Below are 18,080 nucleotides of genomic sequence, written 5' to 3'. Positions count from 1 at the left end.
ACGATGGGAGGACACCATGCTGCTGGAGAACAGGACCGCGATCGTCTATGGGGGCGGCGGCGCCGTCGGTGGGGCGGTCGCTCGTGCATTCGCCCGTGAAGGGGCACAGATCTTTCTGGCCGGGCGCACTCGGGCCAGGCTGGACGCCGTCGCCGGCGGGATCCGGGCCGCGGGCGGTACCGCCGAGACCGCGACGGTGGACGTGCTGGACGAAGTCGCCACCGCCCGGCACGCCGACACCGTCGTGGAACGGACCGGCCGCATCGACGTCACGTTCAACGGTTTCGGCGCCGACAACGGTGAGCAGGGCGTGCCCCTGTTGGAGCTGTCCGCCGACGCCTACTGCCGGCCGGTCACGGAGTACGTCCGGGCACAATTCGTCACCGCAGCAGCGACCGCACCGCACCTGACCAGGCAGGGCTCCGGCACGATACTGGCGCTGTCGAACCCGATGGCCGGCCAACCCACGGCACTGACCGGGGCGTTCGGCCAGGCCGGCGCCGCGGTCGAGAGCCTCGCCCGGCAACTGGCCGCCGAGCTGGGACCGCATGGCGTCCGGGTCGCGTGCCTGCGCCCGACCGGCATGCCGGACACCGTGGACCAGGGCTCGCACACCCGCGAGGTCTGGTCCCGGGCCGCCGCCCGCCTGGGGACATCGCTGGAGCGACTTCTGGCCGAGGTCGGCTCCGGCAGCCCGCTGGGCCGGCAGCTCACCGCCGCCGACGTCGCCGAGGCCGCCGCGTTCCTCGCCTCGGATCGCGCCGGAGGCCTCACAGGCACCGTCGTCAACGTCTCCGGCGGCGCCGTGGCGGACTGAGGTCACAGTTGACTCGTCCCTTGGGGAAGACTGGAGGCTCCTTTCCGTGAGGAGGTGGCGATGGACGAGCTGATGCCGATCGGCCGGTTCTCCCGGCTGTGCTGGCTGAGCATCAAGGCCCTGCGCGTCTACGACGAGTCGGGCCTGCTGCATCCGGCGTACGTGGACCCCGCCTCGGGTTACCGGTACTACCGGCCCGAGCAGGCGGCCACGGCTCGCGTCATCGCCACCCTGCGCTCGCTCGACATGCCGTTGGTGTCGATCAAGGAGGTGCTGGCCGAATCCGACCCGGACGGCGTCCGCGACCTCCTCGACTCCTACCGAATGGTGCTCGAGCAGCGCATCGACCGTCATCGGCACATGCTCCACCGTGTCGAGACCTTCATCCGGAAGGGAGCCGTCATGGCCTACGAGATCACCACCCGCGAGATCGCACCCGCCGACGTCATCGGAGCGACGTTCACCACATCACCCGATGCCCTCAGCGACACCAGCAGCAACGCCTACCACCAGCTCTACGCTGCGCTGGCCGCGGCCGGAGCCAGCCCGGCCGGCCCGCCGCGCATGGTGTACCTGGACCTCGCCGACGACGCCTGGACCATCGAGGCGTCCGTGCCGGTGGCCGGGTTGCCGGCATCGGCGGACCTGCCCTCGGGCCTGACCCTGCACCGTCACGACGGCGGCCGCGCGGCCGTCACCCGTCATGTCGGCCCGTACGACGAGCTGGGCCTGGCCTACCGCGAGGTGGAGTCCTGGATCGGCGCCCGCGGGCTCACCACCGCCGCCCCGCCGTACGACGTCTACATCAACAACCCGGCCGAGGTGACCGACCCCGGCAAGCTCGAGACCGAGATCGTCTGGCCGGTGCGGTAACCCAGTCAGCCGCGCCTCACCGGGGCAGCTCGAAAGGCGCGGCCAGGTCGTCGAACATCGGGAAGTGCCGCACGTTCAAGGTGGCGAGCGGCACTCCCCGAACGCCGGCCGTTGCGGCGATGACGTAGTCGCCGAGGCCGATTCCGCTGTGGCTGCGGCGGTACCGCCGCATCAGCGCCCCAGCCTGCCGGGCGATCACCTCGGTGACCGGCTCTATCCGCAATGCCATCGGTGTCGATGAGGATCACGTGGTGCGGCCCCAGAGCCCGGCCAGGTGCTCCTCACGCCCGCTTGACCCCCGGGAGATGACGTCGACGTCGCGATATGCACCGAAAGAGGAGTCGATGGCCGCGAGGTCGGTGGCAAGGTCATCGTCATCGCCGGCCAATGCACGATCGAGCAGGCGGCGGATGACCTTCGCTCGCGACGTGCCTTCCTGAGCGGCCAAGCGGTCGAGCGCCTCCGTCTGCTGCTCAGTGAGGTAAATGTTGGTCCGGTTCATACACCACGATATCCACCCGGTTGGCACACGGGCGCTGTCGGCGCGGGCCCCGACATTGCCGTTGCTGACGTGTCGGTCAGGCGTGCGGGAACGTGGTCCGGGCGGGGGCGGCGAGGTCCTCGGCGTAGCGGCTGATCAGCTCGAGGTTGCGGTCGGCGAGGTGGTCGAAACGCTGCACGATGCTGGACCCGGGCGTCAGCGAGCGCAGCGCCGCGTCCGGGTCGAGCCACGCGGACACCCAGCACTCGTGGGTGGCCGCCCGCGCCACCACCTCGGCCACCGGGGTCACGATCATCGAGTTGCCGAAGTACATCACGCCGGCCGGGTCGGTGCCGGTGCAGTTGGCGCCCACGACGAAGACGTGGTTGTCGTACGCACGGGCCCGGTTGGTGAGCTCCCACAGGTCGGCCGAGCGCAGCAGTGCCGACGGCCGCACGATCACCTCGGCGCCGCGCACCGCGGTGATACGCGACAGCTCGGGGAAGTCGCCGTCGAAGCAGATCATCATGCCGATGCGGCCGAGCTCGGTGTCGACGACGCACGGGTCGGCGCCGGGTGTCACCCAGCCGCCCTGCGACGCCAGCTCGGTGCAGAACGGATGTGTCTTGCGGTAGACGCCGCGGATCTCGCCGTCCGGGCCGGCCAGCAGGGCGGAGTTGTAGACGACTCCGCGGTCGGGGCCGCGCTCGTAGGTTCCCCACACCAGGTGCACGCCCAGGCGCCGGGCCGCATCCTGGAACGGCTCGGCCAGCGGCCCGGGGATGACGTCGACGAGGTCCCACAGGCGCGCGGGGTCGAGGCCGCCGGGGGTGAACCCGGTGGTGACGGACTCGGGCAGCACCACCAGCTCCGCGCCGGTGTCGGCGACGCAGCGCTCCACGTAGTCGATGGCGTGCTCCGTGTTCGCCTTGATGCTCTCGGCGGTCAGCAGCTCGGCCCGAGGCCGCACCTGCACGGCCGCCGCAGTGAAGCTCCGCATGGTTCACCCCTCCCGTCGTTGACCCCACCGGCTTACCACAAGGTGGCGACCTCGAACTGCTCGAACGCGTCGTCAAGGGTCACCAACAGCATGCCCTCGAGCTCGCCCTGAGCGGCCAGCATGCGATCGAACGGGTCTCGATGGGCAACCTCGTACCCGCCTGCGCGAAGACTGTGCACGTGCGTGACCGGTAGGTGGACAAAGCCGTCGGCCGCCACCAGCTCAACGTAGCGTGTCGCCGCCTGCGGCACGTCGGCGAGCTTGCCCAGCCGCTGCTTCGTGGCGATCTCCCACGCCGACGCCGCGCTGACGAACACCTCATTCGCCTCGTCGGCGATCGCGGCGCGAGCCTCGAGCGACAGCCTGTCGTCGTCGGTGAACCACCAGAGCAGTGTGTGGGTGTCGAGCAGCAGCTGCATCAGCCCTGACCCCAGGCATCAAGCTCTTCGGCGGGGAGCGGTTCGAAGAACTCGTTGCCCACCCGCCCTGCGAGCCGCCCGGGCCGACGGCTCGCGGGCTCCGATGCGAGCGGCATGAGACGGGCGTAAGGCTTGCCGGCCTTGGCAACGATGATCTCCTGGCCAGCATGCGCCTGCTCCAACAGCTTGGAGAAGTTGGTCTTGGCCTCATGAACATTCACGACCGGGGTCACAAGTCCACCTCCGATTGGACTAAGCCATAGGGCTTAGTCCACTGTAGCAGCTCAGTTGCGTCACGCCAGGGTGACGCTACGGCCCGCTGTTGGCACAGCTAGGCCTTGAGAACGGGCACGTCGTAGCCGTGGATGGCGGTTTCGCGAGTCACCAGCTTCAGCCGTTCCGCCCGCGCCTGTGCCACCAGCATCCGGTCGAACGGGTCGCGGTGGTGTGACGGAAGCCGTCCCACCTCGACCACGTGCTCGAACGTGACGGGCAGCTGGTGCAGGTCGCTGTCGCGGATCTCTCCAGCGAGATCGACCGGGGACGTCAGCTTGCCGATGCGCTGCTTGATCGCGACTTCCCACCCGGTGACCGCGCTCACGTAGACCTCGCGCTCCTCGTCGATCATCGCTTTGAGGTCGTCGGCGAGCGTCGGGTCGTCCGCGAGCCACCACAGCACCACGTGGGTGTCGAGCAGATACCTGGCCCGGGTGGTCACGGCCGCAGCCCGAAGCCGGCGGCGATCGAGTCATTGAGCTCGTCGGAGTCCCAGTCGTCGGCCAGCTGTATCCGACCGGCCAACGAGCCGCGCTGCCGCCGCCGCGCGTTGGCCGGCAGGGGCACGACCTTCGCCACCGGGACTCCGGCACGGCTGATGACCACCTGCTCACCCCGCTCGACCCGTTCGATGATCCGCGACAGCTGGGTCTTCGCCTCATGGATGTTGTACTGCACCACTGCCGACTCGCCCATGCCAGCAGTTCAGCTAAGTTAGCTTAGCCAGCAACGCCTCCACGGCTTCGGCCGGCCAGCCAGCCGCCGACGGCGACGCCGGCGAGTGCGACCGCGGCTCCGACGAGCACGCCGCGGACGAACCCGTCCTGCCGCGGGACGCGTCCCGGTTCGGCGTCGCGGTAGACGGCGGGCATCGCGGCGCGACCAGCCGCGTCGACCGGACCGGCCGGCGCCGGCACCGCCTCTGCGGCACGGCCGGTCAGGATGTCGTCGACGGCGGCGAAGAACTCCCCGGCCGTCTTCTTCGCCACCCCGGCCAGCATGCGCTGCCCGACGCCGCCGATCATGCCGCCCACGACGGCGTCGGCGTCGTAGTCCAGGCGGGTGGCGCCGTCGTCGTCGCCGCTCAGCCGGACCAGGACGTCCGCGCTCACCGTCCCGGGCGCGCCGGCGCCGGATGCCGTCAGGACGAACGATGCCGGCTCCTGTTGGTCGTGCAGGGACACGTTGCCGGCGTAGGTGCCCTTGATGGTGCCGACGCCTGCGGTGACCGTCATCCGGTAGCGGTCCGGGCCGTCCTCCTCCAGCCGCTGGCAGCCGGGGATGGTGCGCACCAGGACCGCGGGGTCGTTGAGCGCACGCCACACCTGCTCCGGCGGAGCATGCAGGACTGCGGAACCGGTCACCTTCATCAGCGCTCATCCCTTCCGGCCGGACCAGAACTCCGTAGCCGCAACTCGTACAGCTCCGACGGCGAGATGGGCATGCGCGTGATCGCGAGCCCCTCCGCGTCGGAGATGGCCGACGCCAGCGCCGCCGACACCGGGATGACGCCGGCCTCCCCCGCGCCCTTGATGCCCAGCGGGTTCAGCGGCGACGGCGTCTGCAGGTGGTCGGTCTCGATGACCGGCACCTCGGTCGCGTACGGCATCAGGAAGTCCATGAAGGACGCGTTGAGCAGCTGGCCCGCCTCGTCGTACACCAGACGTTCGTACAGCGCTCCCCCGACGCCCTGGGCCACCCCGCCATGGATCTGCCCCTCGACGATGCGCGGGTTGAGCAGCGTGCCGCAGTCGTGCACCACGCAGTAGCGCAGGATGGAGATCTCGGCGGTGTCCGGGTCGGTCTCGACGACCACCGCGTGCATGCCGTTGGCGAAGGTGGAGCGCGGCGGCGAGTAGTACCCGGTCTCCTCCAGACCCGGCTCGTCGCCCTCGGCCACCGGCGGCTTCGTGACGTCGACCGGCCCGCCGAACTGGGTGGCCCGCTCCGCCTCGCGGTCGAAGGCGTAGCGCAGCGGGTTGGCCAGGACCGCGACGGTGGCCAGCGGGATGCTCGTGCCCGGAGCCGTCTCGGGCGACCCCACCACCCGTACGACACCGTCGACGATCTCCAGGTCGCGCGGGTCCGCCTCCAGCGCCTCGCCGGCCACCCGCAGCGCCTTGTCGCGGACCTTCCGGGCGGCCAGGGCGATGGCGTTGCCGCTCATGACCGCCGCCCGCGACGCGAACGTGCCGACGGCGTATCCGAACCGCCGGGTGTCGCCGGTGGTGACCGTCACCCGGTCGATCGGCACCCCCAGCTCCGCGGCCACGACCTGGGCGAACACCGTCTGGTGGCCCTGCCCCTGGGTGGTGAGGCCGGTGGCGACGACGATGGTCCCGTCGGTCTCGACCTTGACGAAACCGCCCTCGTACGGGCCGACCCCGGTGCCCTCGACGTAGCAGCCGATTCCGATGCCCACCCGCCGGCCGGCAGCCCGCGCCTCGGACCGGAACGACTCGAACTCGTCCCACCCGACCAGCTTCTTGACCTTCTCCAGGGTGGCCGGATAGTCGCCGGAGTCGTAGATCAGCGGCCGCCCGTCCTGGAACGTCAGGCCGTGGTCGAAGGGCATTTCGTCGGGGCGGATGAAGTTGCGCTCGCGCACCGCGGTGCGGTCCAGCCCGAGGTGTTCGGCGATGGCGTCCATGGTGCGTTCCATCGCGAAGCAGCCCTGCGGCCGGCCGGCGCCCCGGTACGGCGTGACCGTGACGGTGTTGGTGTAGAGGCTGAAGAACTCCGCGCGGTACGCGCCAGGTTTGTACGGCCCGAGCAGCTGGGTCGTCGTGATGATCGGCACGATGATCCCGTACGGCGTGTAGGCGCCGTTGTCGTGCCAGACCGTGACGTCGAGGCCGAGCAGCCGCCCGTCGTCGTCGAAGCCGACGCGGACGTGCTGCAGCTGGCCGCGTTCGTGCGCGGCGGAGACGAAGTGCTCGCGGCGGTCCTCGGTCCACTTGACCTCGCGGCCCAGCCGGATGGCCGCCCACGGCACCAGCACCTCCTCCGGCCACGGATGCACGATCTTCACCCCGAAGCCGCCGCCGACGTCGGGCGCGATGACCTCGACGCGGTTCGGCGGCAGCTCCAGCTTGGCGGCCAGCGCCGCGCGCACCGAGGTGGACGCCTGGGTGGAGGTGTAGACGCGCAGGCTGCGGTCGTCGGCATCCCAGCGCGCGTGCACCCCCTTGCCCTCCAGCGGCGTGGAGGCGCTGCGCTCGATCTCCAGGTCGAGCTCCAGCACGTTCGGGGCCGCCGCCACGGCGGCGCGGGCGTCGCCGTTCTCCTGCACCAGGTGCGCCGACACGTTGCCGGGGACGTCGTCATGAACGAGCAGGTCAGCAGCCCGAGCCAGCTCGATGCCGACGACGGGCTCGAGCGGCTCGTACGTGACGCGGATGCGCTCGCAGGCGTCCTCGGCCACGTACCGGTCGGTGGCCACCACCATGACCACGGCCTCGCCGACGTGGTTGACCTCGTCCTTCGCCAGCGGGTACGGGGTGCGGCCGTGGGTGAGCGCCGCGTGCGGGATGAGCAGCGGCAGCGGCTCGCCGACCCGCCCCTCCAGGTCCTCGTGCGTGTAGACGGCGACCAGCCCGTCGACGTCCAGCGCGTCGGTGACGTCGACGTCGACGACCCGGGCGTGCGCGTACGGGCTGCGCACGAACGCCGCGGCCAGCGCGTCATGGCCGATGTCGTCGAGGAAGCGGCCCTGCCCGGTGAGCAGCCTCGGGTCCTCGCGGCGCGCGATCGGCTCGCCGATCATCGACGTGGTCATGACGCCGCCGCCTCGTCCGGGCGGCCGCGGCGCAACTGGGCTGCCCGCAGGACCGACGCCACGATGTTCTGGTAGCCGGTGCAGCGGCACAGGTTGCCCGCGATTGCCTCGCGCGCCTCCTGTGCCGTCGGCGCCGGGTTCTCCTCCAGGTAGGCGGTGATGGTGGTGACGAACCCGGGCGTGCAGAAACCGCACTGCAGCCCGTGACAGTCCTGGAACGCCTGCTGCACCGCGCCGAGCTCGCCGTCCGGCCGGGTGCAGCCTTCGACGGTGGTGACCTCGGCGCCGTCGACGGTGACGGCGAACTGCAGGCACGAACGGATCGGCCGGCCCTCGAGGAGCACCGTGCAGGCGCCGCACACACCGTGCTCGCAACCGACGTGGGTGCCGGTCAGTTCGAGGTCGTGGCGCAGGAAGTCCGACAGAAGACGCCGCGCCGGCACGGCCGCCGACCGCGGCACCCCGTTCACCACCAGCGTCACCTCGTGGAGCTCTTCGCTCATGGGGCCACCCCCGCCGCCTGCCGGCGCGACTTCTGGAGACTTATGCACGCCAGAACGGTCCTCGTAGGGTGCGCAAGTCTCCAGAAGTGGCGCTCCGGGGCGGTCATGCGCTCACCTCCAGGGCACGGCGGGCGGCCGTGCGCAGCGCGCGTGCGGTCAGCACGGCCGCGAGCCGGCGCCGGTACGCGGCCGTGGCGTGGATGTCGTCGTCGGGGTCGAGCCGGCTCGCGGCCAGCCGGCCGGCGGCGGCCCAGCGGTCGTCACGGCCGCCGTCACGGCCGCCGTCACGGCCGCCGTCGCCGGCTTCGTCGGCTCGCAGCCCGGCCACCGCGTCGGTGAGGTCGAGCACCGGCGGCACGGGCGCCACGGACACGTAGGCGGCCCGGGCGGCCGACACCCGCAGGTCGTCGTCGAGGGTCACCACCACCCCCACGCCGCACACGGCGTAGTCCCCGTTGCGGCGGGCCAGCTCGGTCCAGGCCGTACCGGTGCGGCCCGCCGGGACCGGGAACGTCGCGGACGTCACCAGCTCGTCCGGCGCCGCGGACGTCTCCATCGGCCCGGTCGTGAAGTCGGCGGCGGCCACCGTGCGGCTGCCGCGCACCGAGCGCAGCGTCACCGTGCCGCCGGCCAGCGCCAGCACCGCACCCATCTCACCGGCCGGGTCGGCGTGGGCGATGCTACCCACCGTCGTGCCGCGGTTGCGGACGGTGGGATGCGCGACGCTGCGCAGAGCCTCCCGCAGCAGCGGCAGCGCGGCGTGGGCGGGCTGGTCCCGCTCGACGTCGGTGTGCCGGGCCAGCGCTCCGACCACCACCGCCGGGCCGGCGCCGTCGTCGTCCGTCGTGACCCGCACGAACGCCAACTCGGTCAGCCGGTTGACGTCGACCAGATGCGCCGGTGCGGCCAGCCGCATCGACAGCAGCGGCACCAGGCTCTGCCCACCGGCCAGCACCTTGCCCGCGGGGCTCACCTCGGCCAGCACGTCGACGGCTTCGGCCACGGTCGACGGCCGGTGGTAGGTGAACCCCGCTGGCTTCACGTATTCATCCTCTCTCGCCGGGCGGCGTGGTGCCCGGCGGTTCGGCCCCCGGATCGTCGCCGTCGCCGGGCGCGTCGCCGTCGCCGGGCGCGTCGCCGTCGCCGGGCGCGTCGCCGTCGCCGGGCGCGTCGCCGTGGCCGGGCGCGTCGCCGTCGTCCGCCTGGTGCACCCCGGGTGGCCCGACGGTGAGGACGGCACCCTCCCGCAGGTGCGCCGGCGCGACGGCACGTGCGAGGTGGTACGCGACGACGGTGACGATCGTGCCCAGCGCGATGCCGGACAGCACGAAGTCGTCTGTGACCTCCAGCGACGTGTCGCCGATGGCGATGATGATGCCCGCCGACACCGGCACCAGGTTGACCGGATTGGCGAAGTCGACCCGGTTCTCGATCCAGATGCGGGCGCCGAGCAGCCCGATCATGCCGTACAGCACGACGGTGATGCCGCCGAGCACCCCGCCCGGAGTGGCCGAGATCAGCGCGCCGAACTTCGGCGAGAACCCGAACAGGATGGCCACCACCGCCGCCACGTAGTAAGCGGCCGTCGAGTACACCCGGGTGGCCGCCATGACCCCGATGTTCTCCGCGTAGGTCGTGGTGGGCGAGCCGCCGACGGAGGTCGCGATGACGGTGCCGACGCCGTCGGCGGCGATCGCCTTGCCCATGACGGGGTCGAGGTCGCGCTCGGTGATCTCGGCGACGGCCTTGACGTGGCCGGCGTTCTCGGCGATCAGCGCGATGACCGCGGGAAGGACGAGCAGGATGAAGGTGACACTGAAGCTGGGCAGGTGCCAGCCCGGCACCTCGACGCCCTGGGCGTTGACGAACGTCTCATCGGGGAAGCCGAACCAGTCGGCCTCGCGGACCCCGTCGAAGTTGACCCGGTCGTGCGTCGTCTCGGCGTTCGCGGCCGGGTCGAACGCGGTGATCTGGCCGAAGACCCGGTCGAACACCCACGACAGGGCGTACCCGCCGACCAGGCCCACGAAGATGGCGATGCGGCCGAGGAAACCGCGCAACCCGACCGCCATCACGATGACCAGGGTCATCACGATCAACGCGATCCACTGGTCCTGCGGCCAGTACGTGTTGGCCACCACCGGCGCGAGGTTGAAGCCGATGAGCATCACGACCGCACCGGTGACCACCGGTGGCAGTACCCGGTGCAGCACCCGGGCGCCCAGGTAGTGGATGGCGATGCCGACGGCAGCCAGCACCACACCGGCCACCAGGATGGCGCCGGTGACGTCGGAGGAGTCGCCGCCCTGCTCGCGGATGGCCACCACGCCGCCGACGAACGAGGCGCTGGTGCCGAGGTAGCTGGGCACCACTCCCCGGACGATGAGCAGGAAGCAGATGGTCGCGATGCCGCTCATCATGATGGCCAGTTGGGGGTTCAACCCCATGATGAGCGGGAACACGAAGGTGGCACCGAACATGGCCACCACGTGTTGCGCGCCGAGCCCGGCCGTCCGCCCCCACGAGAGCCGCTCGTCGGGCCGGACCACCTCGCCCGGTGGCGGTGTCTTGCCGTCGTAGACGACCTTCCAGCCCAGTGCCACGGCGCCTCCTGGCAGACGGCAGTGATCTGCAGATCACCATCGGGGACACGATGGAGGCAACTTAGGCACCAGGCCGATATCGGGCATGGGCACGAAGTGCCGAGGTGATCAGTCGATCCTCGGCAACGTCTGCGCCCACACGACGCCGCCTTTCGTGATCAAGGCGGGCCAGTGGTCGCTATCACAGCCGAAACCCCGCCGTGATCAAGAGGTCAGGCAGGCGTCCCGAGGCGCAGTTCCTCGGTGAGCGCCCACGCGACGTCTCGGGCGTCCTGGGCGGTGAACCGGCCGCGGGTGAAGTTGCGCAGTTCGCTCGCCGTGATGATGACCGTACCGGCCGCCTGCAGGCCCGGCCGGTCGGACACCAGCAACCGGCCGTCAGCGGTGAGGCAGAGCGCGGGCTGCTCACCGGCGTGCGGGTCGGCGGTGTCGGGGACACCGAGGCCGGCGTCCCAGAGGTCGCGGATGTGCTCGGGCGTGATGGTCGGTTCGAAGGTAGGCATCGCTCTCCCATCGGACGGCTACGTATAGACACCATTCTCGGTTGTATCGTTTCACGGATCAAGGGTTTTGCTAACCAAAACGTAGCGCGAGGGCTGTTCCCGCCTCACGGCGGATGCAGGCACGGTGAGCCGGGCGAACGCCCGGACCGGCAGAAAATCGAGTGCGAGCGACGACGGGGCCCGCCTACGGTGCGAGGCATGGAGCTACGTGCCGAACGGCCGGCCGATCACGACGCGGTCCGCGAGGTCCACCAGGCAGCGTTCGGTGACTCCGGGCGCACGGTCGCCGACCTGACCGACGATCTACGGACCCTGCTTCCCGCGGGGGCGGCACCCGGCGCCGCGCCCTCCCCCGATCCCGGCGCCGGGCTGTCGCTGGTCGCCGCCGACGCCGGGGAGGTGGTCGGGCACGTCCTGTTCACCCGGTCCCTGCTGGACGCGCCGGATCGGCTGGTCGACGTGCTGGTGCTCAGCCCGCTCGGCGTCCGGCCGGACCGGCAGGGGCAGGGCATCGGGTCCGCGCTCGTGCGGCGCGGGCTCGACCTGCTGGCGAACACGTCCGTGCCGCTGGTGTTCCTCGAGGGCCATCCCGGCTACTACACCCGGTACGGCTTCGAACCCGCCGGTGAGCTGGGGTTCCGCAGGCCGTCGCTGCGTATCCCGGACGCGGCGTTCCAGGTGCACCGGCTGCCGGCGTTCGAGCCGTCCCTGACCGGCACGCTGGTCTATTCGGAGATCTTCTGGCGGCACGACTGCGTCGGCCTGCGCTGACGGGGCCGGGCCGGTCCACGCCGGCGCGGCCGCGCCGTCAGCAGCTCAGCGGTGTTGGTCCGCGTCGGTGTTCTTCAGACTCCCCCAGCCGTGCCAGCGGTCGACCTCGATCCAGGCGCTGACGCGGCGGCGGTCCCGCACGCGGTACGGCTTGCCGGTGTAGTGGACGGCCAGCCGGTCGATGTCGGCGAGGCCGGGGTCGTCGGCCAGCTCGCTCACCCGCCCCTGCAGGCTGACGTGCGTGTACCAGCTGGACTCGTCGAGCACGGTGAGGCTCACGTGGGGGTCCGCGCGCAGGTGTTCCAGCCGTTTGCGCCCCTCGTCGAGGTTGACCAGGACCCGCCCGTCGACCCACAGGTACCAGGTAGCGACGGTGACCGGGCCGGCCGGCCCCATGGTCGCCATGACGGCCGGGTTGGGCCGGGCGAGGAACGTGGTGACGTCGTCGGGAAGTGGAGGCTTCGGCATGGACCGATCCAAGCATCCCGGGGACGACGACGTCAGCTCAGGCCGCGCATCTGCAGCACTTTCAGCGCCAGCGCCAGGTCCAGCCGCAGGTCGGGATCGGCGGTGAACGGGCCGAGGATGCGCTCCAGCTTGGTGATGCGGTACCGCAGCGTGTTGTAGTGGAAGTGCAGCTGCCGGGCGGCCTCGGCCACGTTGAGGTTGGTGTCCAGCAGCACCTTGAGGGTGTGCCGCAGATCCGCCATCTCCGGGTCGTCCTCCGCGGCCAGGCCGTGCAGGGTCTCGCGAACGAAGCCGCGCAACTCCTCGCGGTCCTCGATCTGGCTGAGCAGCCGGAACGACCCCAGGCTGTCGAAGTGCGCCAGCGAGCCCGGCCCGTTCATCTGCCGCCCGACGTCGACGGCGCGGCGCGCCTGCTCGTAGGCGGCCGGCAGCCGTTCGGGATCGTCCACGGGCCGGCTGATCCCGGTGGAGAACGAGCGCCGGCCACCGCCGCCGTCGCCGGCCACCTGGCGGACCAGCTCGCGGACGACGGCCTCGGCGTCCTGGCCGGCCGGCACCGGTACCAGCGCCACCACCTCCTGGGTGAACCCGACGACGGCGGCCCGGCTGTCCCGGCGGGCCAGGACGCTGTGCCAGGCGACGCTGAAGCGCTCCTGAACCGGCCGCAGCTGCAGTCCGGTCGCCGGCACGGGCCCGGTGTCCGCGTCCAGCTCGGCCACGACGACCACCAGTGGCCGGTCGACGTCCCAGCCCAGCGACTCGCAGTGCGTGACGACGCGGGCGCGGTCACCGGCCCGGCCGGCGAGCACGTCGCGGAGGAAGTCGCCGCGGTACTTGCCCTCGACCGCGGTCACCGCGAGCTGCTTGATCACCGCCAGCGCGGCCACTGTCGCGGCGCGTTCGAGGACGTGGACGTCGGCGTCGTCGAGGAGTCGGTGCCGGGCGAACGCGACGATGCGGCCGTGGTCGACCCGGCCGGCGACGATGGAGACGACGGCGTGGCAGCCCGGCACGTCGGGGTGCTCGTGGACGCCACCGGGCTCGTGCTCGGTACGGAAGCGGCCGGAGGAGTCGAACGACGGCGTGCGGCGCCAGGCCGTGAGATCGTCGGTGTTGCCGCCTTCGGCGAGCACTCGTCCGTCGGAGGTGGTCACGAAGACCTCGACGCCCAGCACCGCGGACGTCTTGGCCGCCAGCTCGGACAGCCCGCCGCCCTCCAGCACCACCGACAGCAGCGCGTGGTGCACCTCCCAGGACCGCTCCAGCGCCGCGGCCTGCCGGTTGAGGACACCCGTGAGCACCTGGTTGAGGATGTCGTCGAAACCTACGGCGTCGGGCAGCAGCAACAGCGGCAGCCCGAGCCGGTCCGCCTCCTCGATCATCTCGTCCGGCAGCGCGTCCAGGTACCGGTGCAGCTTCACGCCGAGCGCGGACAGCCCGCGCGCGTCCAGCTCCGTCACCAGGCCCGTCAGCCCCTGCGGGGTGTTGCGCAGCGGGTATCCCGTGGTCAGCAACAGCTCGTGCGGCTTGACCCAGGGCAGGATGTCGGGGACCTCCATGATGTTGGCCCGTCGCACCACCCGGTCCAGGCCCTGCTCGCCGCCCAGCAACCGGGCCCCTGCCAGCGCGGGGATCTCCATCGCCCTGCGCACCGTCAGGCCGGGCACCGCGTGCGTCGGCCACTTGCCGTCACCCGGCGCTGGCAAGTCCAGCGAAGCCGAGGGCCTATCGTTGGCAAGTTTGCCCATGCGAAGACCGTAGCGGTCCGGACTACGTTCGTGGCAGTCCCCATTGGACGATCTTGGGGCGGAACGGAGGTGACCCGTGCCGGTTTCGACGGCACCGGACCTCACATCCGTGGTCCGGACGCCGGCGCCGGGCGCGGCGAGCACCGCCGTCGCCCAGCTCGTGGGTGGGCCACGGCTCGCCGGGGAGGCCGTGGCCTCCACCCGCGACCTGCTCGCCGTCGCCGTGGGTACCGACCTCGTGTGCGTCACCGGCCCGGACGCCGTCCGACTGCCGTGCGCCGTCGTCACCGCCGTGCCGCCGCCACGGGTGCGGGTGGGCACGCCGGTGACGGTGGGCGACGGCTCGATCCGGGTACGAGACGGCGCCGGCGTCACGGTGGTCCGCTGGTGGCGGCCGCAGCCGGCCCGCATCGCCGACCTCGGCCTGGCCGCCACCCGCGCTGCCGAGGAAACCCAGCCCGACGTGGACGCCGCCGTCGCAGGCGGCGCCGGACGGCTCGCCGCCGCGTTGAGTGGTGCCGGCGACGTCGGCGCCGCCGTGTGCGGGCTGCTCGGCCTCGGCCCGGGTCTCACCCCGGCCGGCGACGACGTCCTGGCCGGCGCGCTTGTCGCCCTGGCGGCAGCGCGGCGGGACGCAGCCGACGCTGCCGACATGGCCGACGCCTTGGACGGCGCGGTCCGCGCCACGCGGCCGTTCGAGCGCACCACCGCGGTCTCGGCCGGCCTGCTCGCGCACGCGCGCCGCGGCCTCGGGATTCCCCAGCTCACGAGCCTGGTCCGGGCGCTGGGCCGGCCAGACGCCGATGTCGACGCCGCCGCCCGGGCGCTGTTGCGGGTCGGGCACACCTCCGGCGCGGCGCTCCACCTCGGCGTGCTCCTCGCCCTCGCCCCGGCCCGGTGGGCGTCATGACCCGCCACCTGGAGGTCCGCCCCGGCACCTACCACGACTCGGTGGCGCTCATGCAGGTCAGCCGGGCCGTGGCGACCGAACCCGGAGTGGCGTCCGCGCTGGTCGCCATGGCCACCGATCTCAACCTCGACCTGCTCGCCGGCATGGGCTTCGACCGCCCGGACGGCGCCGGCCCCGGCGACCTGGTGGTCGGCATCGAGGCCGGCGACGACGACACCCTCGCCCGGGCACTGGCCCGGTTGGAGTCCGCCCTGAGCGATCGCGGCGCCGAGGCCGGGCCGACCGGGGTGAGCGCCGGACCGTCCCCGCGCACCATCGGGTCCGCGGTCCGTCGCGACGACGCCACCGTCGCGTTCGTCTCCACGCCGGGTGAGCATGCCTTCACCGAGGTGATGGACGCGCTGCAGAGTGGGCTGCACGTCGTCGTGTTCTCCGACAACGTCCCGGTCGAGCACGAGGTCCGGCTCAAGCGGGAGGCCGGCGACCGGGGCCTGCTGGTCATGGGCCCCGACTGCGGCACCGCCGTGATCGGCGGGGTCGGCTTCGGGTTCGCCAACGTCGTGCGGCCCGGTCGGGTGGGCGTCGTGGCCGCGTCCGGCACCGGCGCGCAGCAGCTCATGAGCCTGGTCGACGGCGCCGGCGTCGGCATCAGCCACGCCATCGGGGTCGGTGGCCGCGACCTGGCCTCGGCGGTCGGCGGCGTCTCCACGCTCGCGGCGCTCGATCTGCTGGCCGGGGACGACGCCACCGAGCTCATCGTCGTCGTCGGCAAGCCGCCGGCGCCGGACGTCTCCGAGGCAGTGCGGAAGCGGGCGGAGGAACTGCCCACCCCCGTGGTCCTGGCGCTGCTGGGACCTGGCCAGCCGGACCTCACCGCTGTCGCCGAAACCGTGGTCACTCAGGCCGGGGCCGAGTGGCGGCCCCCGCGCTGGTGGCCGGCGACGGTATCGCGGCGCGGGCCGTACGCCTCGGTGCGCGGACTCTACGCCGGCGGCACGCTCTGCGACGAGGCCATGATCATCGTCAGCGAGGCGCTCGGACCGGTGCGGTCGAACATCCCGCTGCGGCCGGACTGGGCCCTGGCGCCCGGGCAGCCGGCCGACGGTCACACCATGATCGACTTCGGCGACGACGACTACACCCGGGGGCGGCCGCATCCGATGATCGACAACTCGTTGCGCATCGAGCGGCTGCACGCCGAGGCTTCGGACCCGTCCTGCGGGGTCGTCCTGCTCGACGTCGTCCTCGGGCACGGCGCCCACCCGGACCCGGCCGCGGACCTGGCGCCCGCGATCGTCCGGGCTCGCAATCAAGCCGGGGCACGCGGGCGCGACCTCGCCGTCGTCGTCGCCCTCATCGGCACCTCCGACGACCCCCAGGACCTCTCTGCGCAGGCCAAGGTGCTGCGCGACGCGGGCGCATCGGTGCACCTGTCCAACGCGCACGCCGCCCGCGCTGCCGTCGACCTCGTGCGAGGCGACCATGGCTGACCTGCTCGGCACGCCGCCGCGCGTGGTCACCGCCGGCGTCGACCTGTTCGCCGCGGCGCTGTCCGCGCAGGCCGTACCCGTCACACCGGTCGACTGGCGCCCGCCGATGCCCGGCACCGCGCACGACCTGGCCCGAGTGCTGGCCGACCCGCGCCGGCCGGAGGCCAACGCGCGGGCCGTATCGCGGATGCTGGCCGCCACCGCGGACCTGGTGGACGTGCGGCCCGCCCGCGAGGTGCTCGGCCTGCAGCCGGGTGAGTTCCTCCACGCCGGGCCGCCGCTGACCTGGGACCGGGCGTCCGGACCGATGCGCGGCGCGCTCGTCGGAGCGATGCTGTTCGAGGGCCTGGCCGGTTCGCCGGACGAAGCGGAGTCACTGCTGGCGAGGGGATCCGGGATCGAGCTGGCGCCGTGCCACGACCGCGGCGGCGTCGGGCCGATGGCCGGCGTCGTATCCCCGTCCATGTGGCTGTTCGAACTGCGCGACGACGTCCACGGCGGAACCTCTTGGTGCTCGCTCAACGAGGGCCTCGGCGCGGTGCTGCGCTACGGCGCGTACGGGCCGGAGGTCATCGACCGGCTGCGCTGGATGGCCGACGTGCTGGGCCCGGCGCTACAGGCCGCGGTACGCCGGCGCGGGCGCGTGGACGTCAAGGGCATCGTCGCGCAGATGGTGCAGATGGGCGACGAAGGCCACAACCGCAACCGCGCCGGCACCCTCATGCTGCTGCGCGATCTGCTTCCCGACCTCGTCGAGAGCGGCCTGCCGTCGTCGGACGTCGCCGAGGTCGCCCGGTTCGTCTCCGGCAACGACCACTTCTTCCTCAACCTGGTGATGCCGGCGGGCAAGCTGCAGACCGCGGCCGCCGCCGGCATCCCAGGGTCGAGCGTCGTCACCACGATGGCCCGCAACGGCACCGACTTCGGCGTGCAACTGTCCGGCACCGGCGGGCAGTGGTTCACCGCGCCGGCCAACACCCCGTCCGGCCTCTACCTGGGCGGATACGGCCCGGATGACACCAACCCCGACATCGGCGACTCCACCATCACCGAGACGATGGGCTTGGGCGGGTTCGCCATGGCGTCAGCGCCCGCGATCGTCCGGTTCGTCGGCGGCACCGTGCCGGACGCGCTGGCCACCAGCCGTCTCATGTACGAGATCACGCTCGCGGAGAACCCGGCCTACGCCTTCCCGATCCTGGAGTTCCGCGGCGCACCGACCGGGATCGACGTGACGCTCGTGGCTCGCACCGGGATCCTGCCGCAGATCAACACCGGGATCGCGGGACGGGTCGCCGGCACCGGCCAGGTCGGCGCCGGCCTCGTCCAGCCGCCCGCGGCGTGCTTCACCGCGGCGCTGGCCGCCCTCGCCGCCACCACTCCCCCGCTGCCGGCCCTCAAATGATCACGTCCACCATGGGTGCTCCCGCTCCCCCAGGC

At 72.2% G+C, this 18,080-nt stretch carries 20 protein-coding genes and 1 pseudogene; 6 read left to right on the top strand and 15 right to left on the bottom strand.

Annotated elements, in window-relative coordinates; translation table 11 throughout:
* Positions 1-16: 16 nt before the first annotated feature.
* Both JIAGA_RS0111455 and JIAGA_RS0111450 read left to right on the top strand, forming a co-directional pair.
* Complete coding sequence (locus tag JIAGA_RS0111455; protein WP_026875766.1) at positions 17-817, top strand: SDR family NAD(P)-dependent oxidoreductase; 801 nt, start codon at positions 17-19, stop codon at positions 815-817.
* Between the two features lie 60 nt (positions 818-877).
* Complete coding sequence (locus JIAGA_RS0111450) at positions 878-1,690, top strand: MerR family transcriptional regulator (protein WP_026875765.1); 813 nt, start codon at positions 878-880, stop codon at positions 1,688-1,690.
* 16 nt (positions 1,691-1,706) lie between these two features.
* Here the strand turns inward: JIAGA_RS0111450 and JIAGA_RS29170 are convergent.
* From JIAGA_RS29170 to JIAGA_RS0111385, 13 genes and pseudogenes are all read right to left on the bottom strand, one after another.
* Positions 1,707-1,904 (bottom strand): annotated as a pseudogene (locus JIAGA_RS29170) (PIN domain-containing protein); the annotation flags it as partial.
* Between the two features lie 30 nt (positions 1,905-1,934).
* On the bottom strand, positions 1,935-2,192 hold the full coding sequence (locus tag JIAGA_RS0111440; RefSeq protein WP_026875764.1) for a ribbon-helix-helix domain-containing protein: 258 nt from the start codon (positions 2,190-2,192) through the stop codon (positions 1,935-1,937).
* Between the two features lie 76 nt (positions 2,193-2,268).
* Positions 2,269-3,171 carry a carbon-nitrogen hydrolase family protein gene (locus tag JIAGA_RS0111435; RefSeq protein ID WP_026875763.1) on the bottom strand — a complete coding sequence of 301 codons (903 nt, stop codon included), beginning with the start codon at positions 3,169-3,171 and terminating at the stop codon, positions 2,269-2,271.
* 32 nt (positions 3,172-3,203) lie between these two features.
* Complete coding sequence (locus tag JIAGA_RS0111430) at positions 3,204-3,590, bottom strand: type II toxin-antitoxin system VapC family toxin (RefSeq protein ID WP_026875762.1); 387 nt, start codon at positions 3,588-3,590, stop codon at positions 3,204-3,206.
* Positions 3,590-3,823, bottom strand: a complete 234-nt coding sequence (locus JIAGA_RS0111425; RefSeq protein WP_026875761.1) for a type II toxin-antitoxin system Phd/YefM family antitoxin — start codon at positions 3,821-3,823, stop codon at positions 3,590-3,592. Before JIAGA_RS0111425 ends, JIAGA_RS0111430 begins: the two co-directional genes overlap by 1 nt.
* Before the next feature lie 98 nt (positions 3,824-3,921).
* A complete protein-coding gene (locus JIAGA_RS0111420; RefSeq protein ID WP_026875760.1) occupies positions 3,922-4,308 on the bottom strand; it encodes a type II toxin-antitoxin system VapC family toxin in 387 nt (128 codons plus the stop codon).
* Entirely contained in the window at positions 4,305-4,562 is a 258-nt protein-coding gene (locus JIAGA_RS0111415; protein ID WP_026875759.1) for a type II toxin-antitoxin system Phd/YefM family antitoxin, read from the bottom strand. The genes JIAGA_RS0111420 and JIAGA_RS0111415 overlap by 4 nt, the downstream gene beginning before the upstream one ends.
* A gap of 23 nt (positions 4,563-4,585) precedes the next feature.
* Complete coding sequence (locus JIAGA_RS0111410; RefSeq protein WP_026875758.1) at positions 4,586-5,236, bottom strand: SRPBCC family protein; 651 nt, start codon at positions 5,234-5,236, stop codon at positions 4,586-4,588.
* Positions 5,236-7,644, bottom strand: coding sequence for an aerobic carbon-monoxide dehydrogenase large subunit (gene cutA / locus JIAGA_RS29165; RefSeq protein ID WP_035812422.1), 2,409 nt, complete (start codon positions 7,642-7,644; stop codon positions 5,236-5,238). The genes JIAGA_RS0111410 and cutA overlap by 1 nt, the downstream gene beginning before the upstream one ends.
* On the bottom strand, positions 7,641-8,147 hold the full coding sequence (locus JIAGA_RS0111400) for a (2Fe-2S)-binding protein (protein WP_026875757.1): 507 nt from the start codon (positions 8,145-8,147) through the stop codon (positions 7,641-7,643). Before JIAGA_RS0111400 ends, cutA begins: the two co-directional genes overlap by 4 nt.
* Before the next feature lie 103 nt (positions 8,148-8,250).
* A complete protein-coding gene (locus JIAGA_RS0111395; protein ID WP_026875756.1) occupies positions 8,251-9,189 on the bottom strand; it encodes an FAD binding domain-containing protein in 939 nt (312 codons plus the stop codon).
* A 4-nt stretch (positions 9,190-9,193) separates the two neighbouring features.
* On the bottom strand, positions 9,194-10,750 hold the full coding sequence (locus JIAGA_RS29160; RefSeq protein WP_084469619.1) for a uracil-xanthine permease family protein: 1,557 nt from the start codon (positions 10,748-10,750) through the stop codon (positions 9,194-9,196).
* A 212-nt stretch (positions 10,751-10,962) separates the two neighbouring features.
* Positions 10,963-11,253 carry a hypothetical protein gene (locus tag JIAGA_RS0111385; protein ID WP_026875755.1) on the bottom strand — a complete coding sequence of 97 codons (291 nt, stop codon included), beginning with the start codon at positions 11,251-11,253 and terminating at the stop codon, positions 10,963-10,965.
* 198 nt (positions 11,254-11,451) lie between these two features.
* Between JIAGA_RS0111385 and JIAGA_RS0111380 the strand changes: the two genes are divergently transcribed.
* The gene (locus JIAGA_RS0111380; RefSeq protein ID WP_026875754.1) at positions 11,452-12,024 is read left to right on the top strand and encodes a GNAT family N-acetyltransferase; all 573 of its coding nucleotides are present in this window, start codon (positions 11,452-11,454) and stop codon (positions 12,022-12,024) included.
* 45 nt (positions 12,025-12,069) lie between these two features.
* On the opposite strand, the gene JIAGA_RS0111375 is transcribed toward JIAGA_RS0111380, so the two are convergent.
* Both JIAGA_RS0111375 and JIAGA_RS0111370 read right to left on the bottom strand, forming a co-directional pair.
* Positions 12,070-12,492 (bottom strand): TIGR03618 family F420-dependent PPOX class oxidoreductase, encoded by a 423-nt coding sequence (locus tag JIAGA_RS0111375; protein WP_026875753.1) that lies wholly within the window; start codon positions 12,490-12,492, stop codon positions 12,070-12,072.
* Between the two features lie 32 nt (positions 12,493-12,524).
* Positions 12,525-14,198: a PucR family transcriptional regulator gene (locus tag JIAGA_RS0111370; protein WP_051425978.1), complete on the bottom strand. Its 1,674-nt coding sequence runs from the start codon at positions 14,196-14,198 to the stop codon at positions 12,525-12,527.
* Between the two features lie 118 nt (positions 14,199-14,316).
* On the opposite strand from JIAGA_RS0111370, the gene JIAGA_RS33040 reads away from it, so the two are divergent.
* Genes JIAGA_RS33040 through JIAGA_RS0111355 form a run of 3 tightly spaced genes read left to right on the top strand, consistent with a single transcriptional unit; the run spans position 14,317 to position 18,045 of the window.
* Entirely contained in the window at positions 14,317-15,150 is an 834-nt protein-coding gene (locus JIAGA_RS33040) for an oxamate carbamoyltransferase subunit AllH family protein (protein ID WP_051425977.1), read from the top strand.
* Positions 15,147-16,640, top strand: a complete 1,494-nt coding sequence (locus JIAGA_RS0111360) for an AllF/FdrA family protein (RefSeq protein ID WP_026875751.1) — start codon at positions 15,147-15,149, stop codon at positions 16,638-16,640. Before JIAGA_RS33040 ends, JIAGA_RS0111360 begins: the two co-directional genes overlap by 4 nt.
* Entirely contained in the window at positions 16,633-18,045 is a 1,413-nt protein-coding gene (locus JIAGA_RS0111355) for a YlbE family protein (protein ID WP_026875750.1), read from the top strand. The genes JIAGA_RS0111360 and JIAGA_RS0111355 overlap by 8 nt, the downstream gene beginning before the upstream one ends.
* Positions 18,046-18,080: the final 35 nt, after the last annotated feature.

Source organism: Jiangella gansuensis DSM 44835, from assembly GCF_000515395.1.
Taxonomy (GTDB): domain Bacteria; phylum Actinomycetota; class Actinomycetes; order Jiangellales; family Jiangellaceae; genus Jiangella; species Jiangella gansuensis.
The sequence above is the reverse complement of the archived record's forward strand: the minus strand, read 5'-3'. Positions and strand labels throughout refer to the sequence as shown.

Excerpts from the sequence above, each read along its gene's own strand:
- JIAGA_RS0111455 (WP_026875766.1), top strand. The coding sequence starts at position 17 with ATGCTGCTGGAGAACAGGACCGCGATCGTCTATGGGGGCGGCGGCGCC.
- JIAGA_RS0111450 (WP_026875765.1), top strand. The coding sequence starts at position 878 with ATGGACGAGCTGATGCCGATCGGCCGGTTCTCCCGGCTGTGCTGGCTG.
- JIAGA_RS0111440 (WP_026875764.1), bottom strand. The coding sequence starts at position 2,192 with ATGAACCGGACCAACATTTACCTCACTGAGCAGCAGACGGAGGCGCTC.
- JIAGA_RS0111435 (WP_026875763.1), bottom strand. The coding sequence starts at position 3,171 with ATGCGGAGCTTCACTGCGGCGGCCGTGCAGGTGCGGCCTCGGGCCGAG.
- JIAGA_RS0111430 (WP_026875762.1), bottom strand. The coding sequence starts at position 3,590 with ATGCAGCTGCTGCTCGACACCCACACACTGCTCTGGTGGTTCACCGAC.
- JIAGA_RS0111415 (WP_026875759.1), bottom strand. The coding sequence starts at position 4,562 with ATGGGCGAGTCGGCAGTGGTGCAGTACAACATCCATGAGGCGAAGACC.
- JIAGA_RS0111410 (WP_026875758.1), bottom strand. The coding sequence starts at position 5,236 with ATGAAGGTGACCGGTTCCGCAGTCCTGCATGCTCCGCCGGAGCAGGTG.
- cutA (WP_035812422.1), bottom strand. The coding sequence starts at position 7,644 with ATGACCACGTCGATGATCGGCGAGCCGATCGCGCGCCGCGAGGACCCG.
- JIAGA_RS0111400 (WP_026875757.1), bottom strand. The coding sequence starts at position 8,147 with ATGAGCGAAGAGCTCCACGAGGTGACGCTGGTGGTGAACGGGGTGCCG.
- JIAGA_RS0111385 (WP_026875755.1), bottom strand. The coding sequence starts at position 11,253 with ATGCCTACCTTCGAACCGACCATCACGCCCGAGCACATCCGCGACCTC.
- JIAGA_RS0111380 (WP_026875754.1), top strand. The coding sequence starts at position 11,452 with ATGGAGCTACGTGCCGAACGGCCGGCCGATCACGACGCGGTCCGCGAG.
- JIAGA_RS0111375 (WP_026875753.1), bottom strand. The coding sequence starts at position 12,492 with ATGCCGAAGCCTCCACTTCCCGACGACGTCACCACGTTCCTCGCCCGG.
- JIAGA_RS0111360 (WP_026875751.1), top strand. The coding sequence starts at position 15,147 with ATGACCCGCCACCTGGAGGTCCGCCCCGGCACCTACCACGACTCGGTG.
- JIAGA_RS0111355 (WP_026875750.1), top strand. The coding sequence starts at position 16,633 with ATGGCTGACCTGCTCGGCACGCCGCCGCGCGTGGTCACCGCCGGCGTC.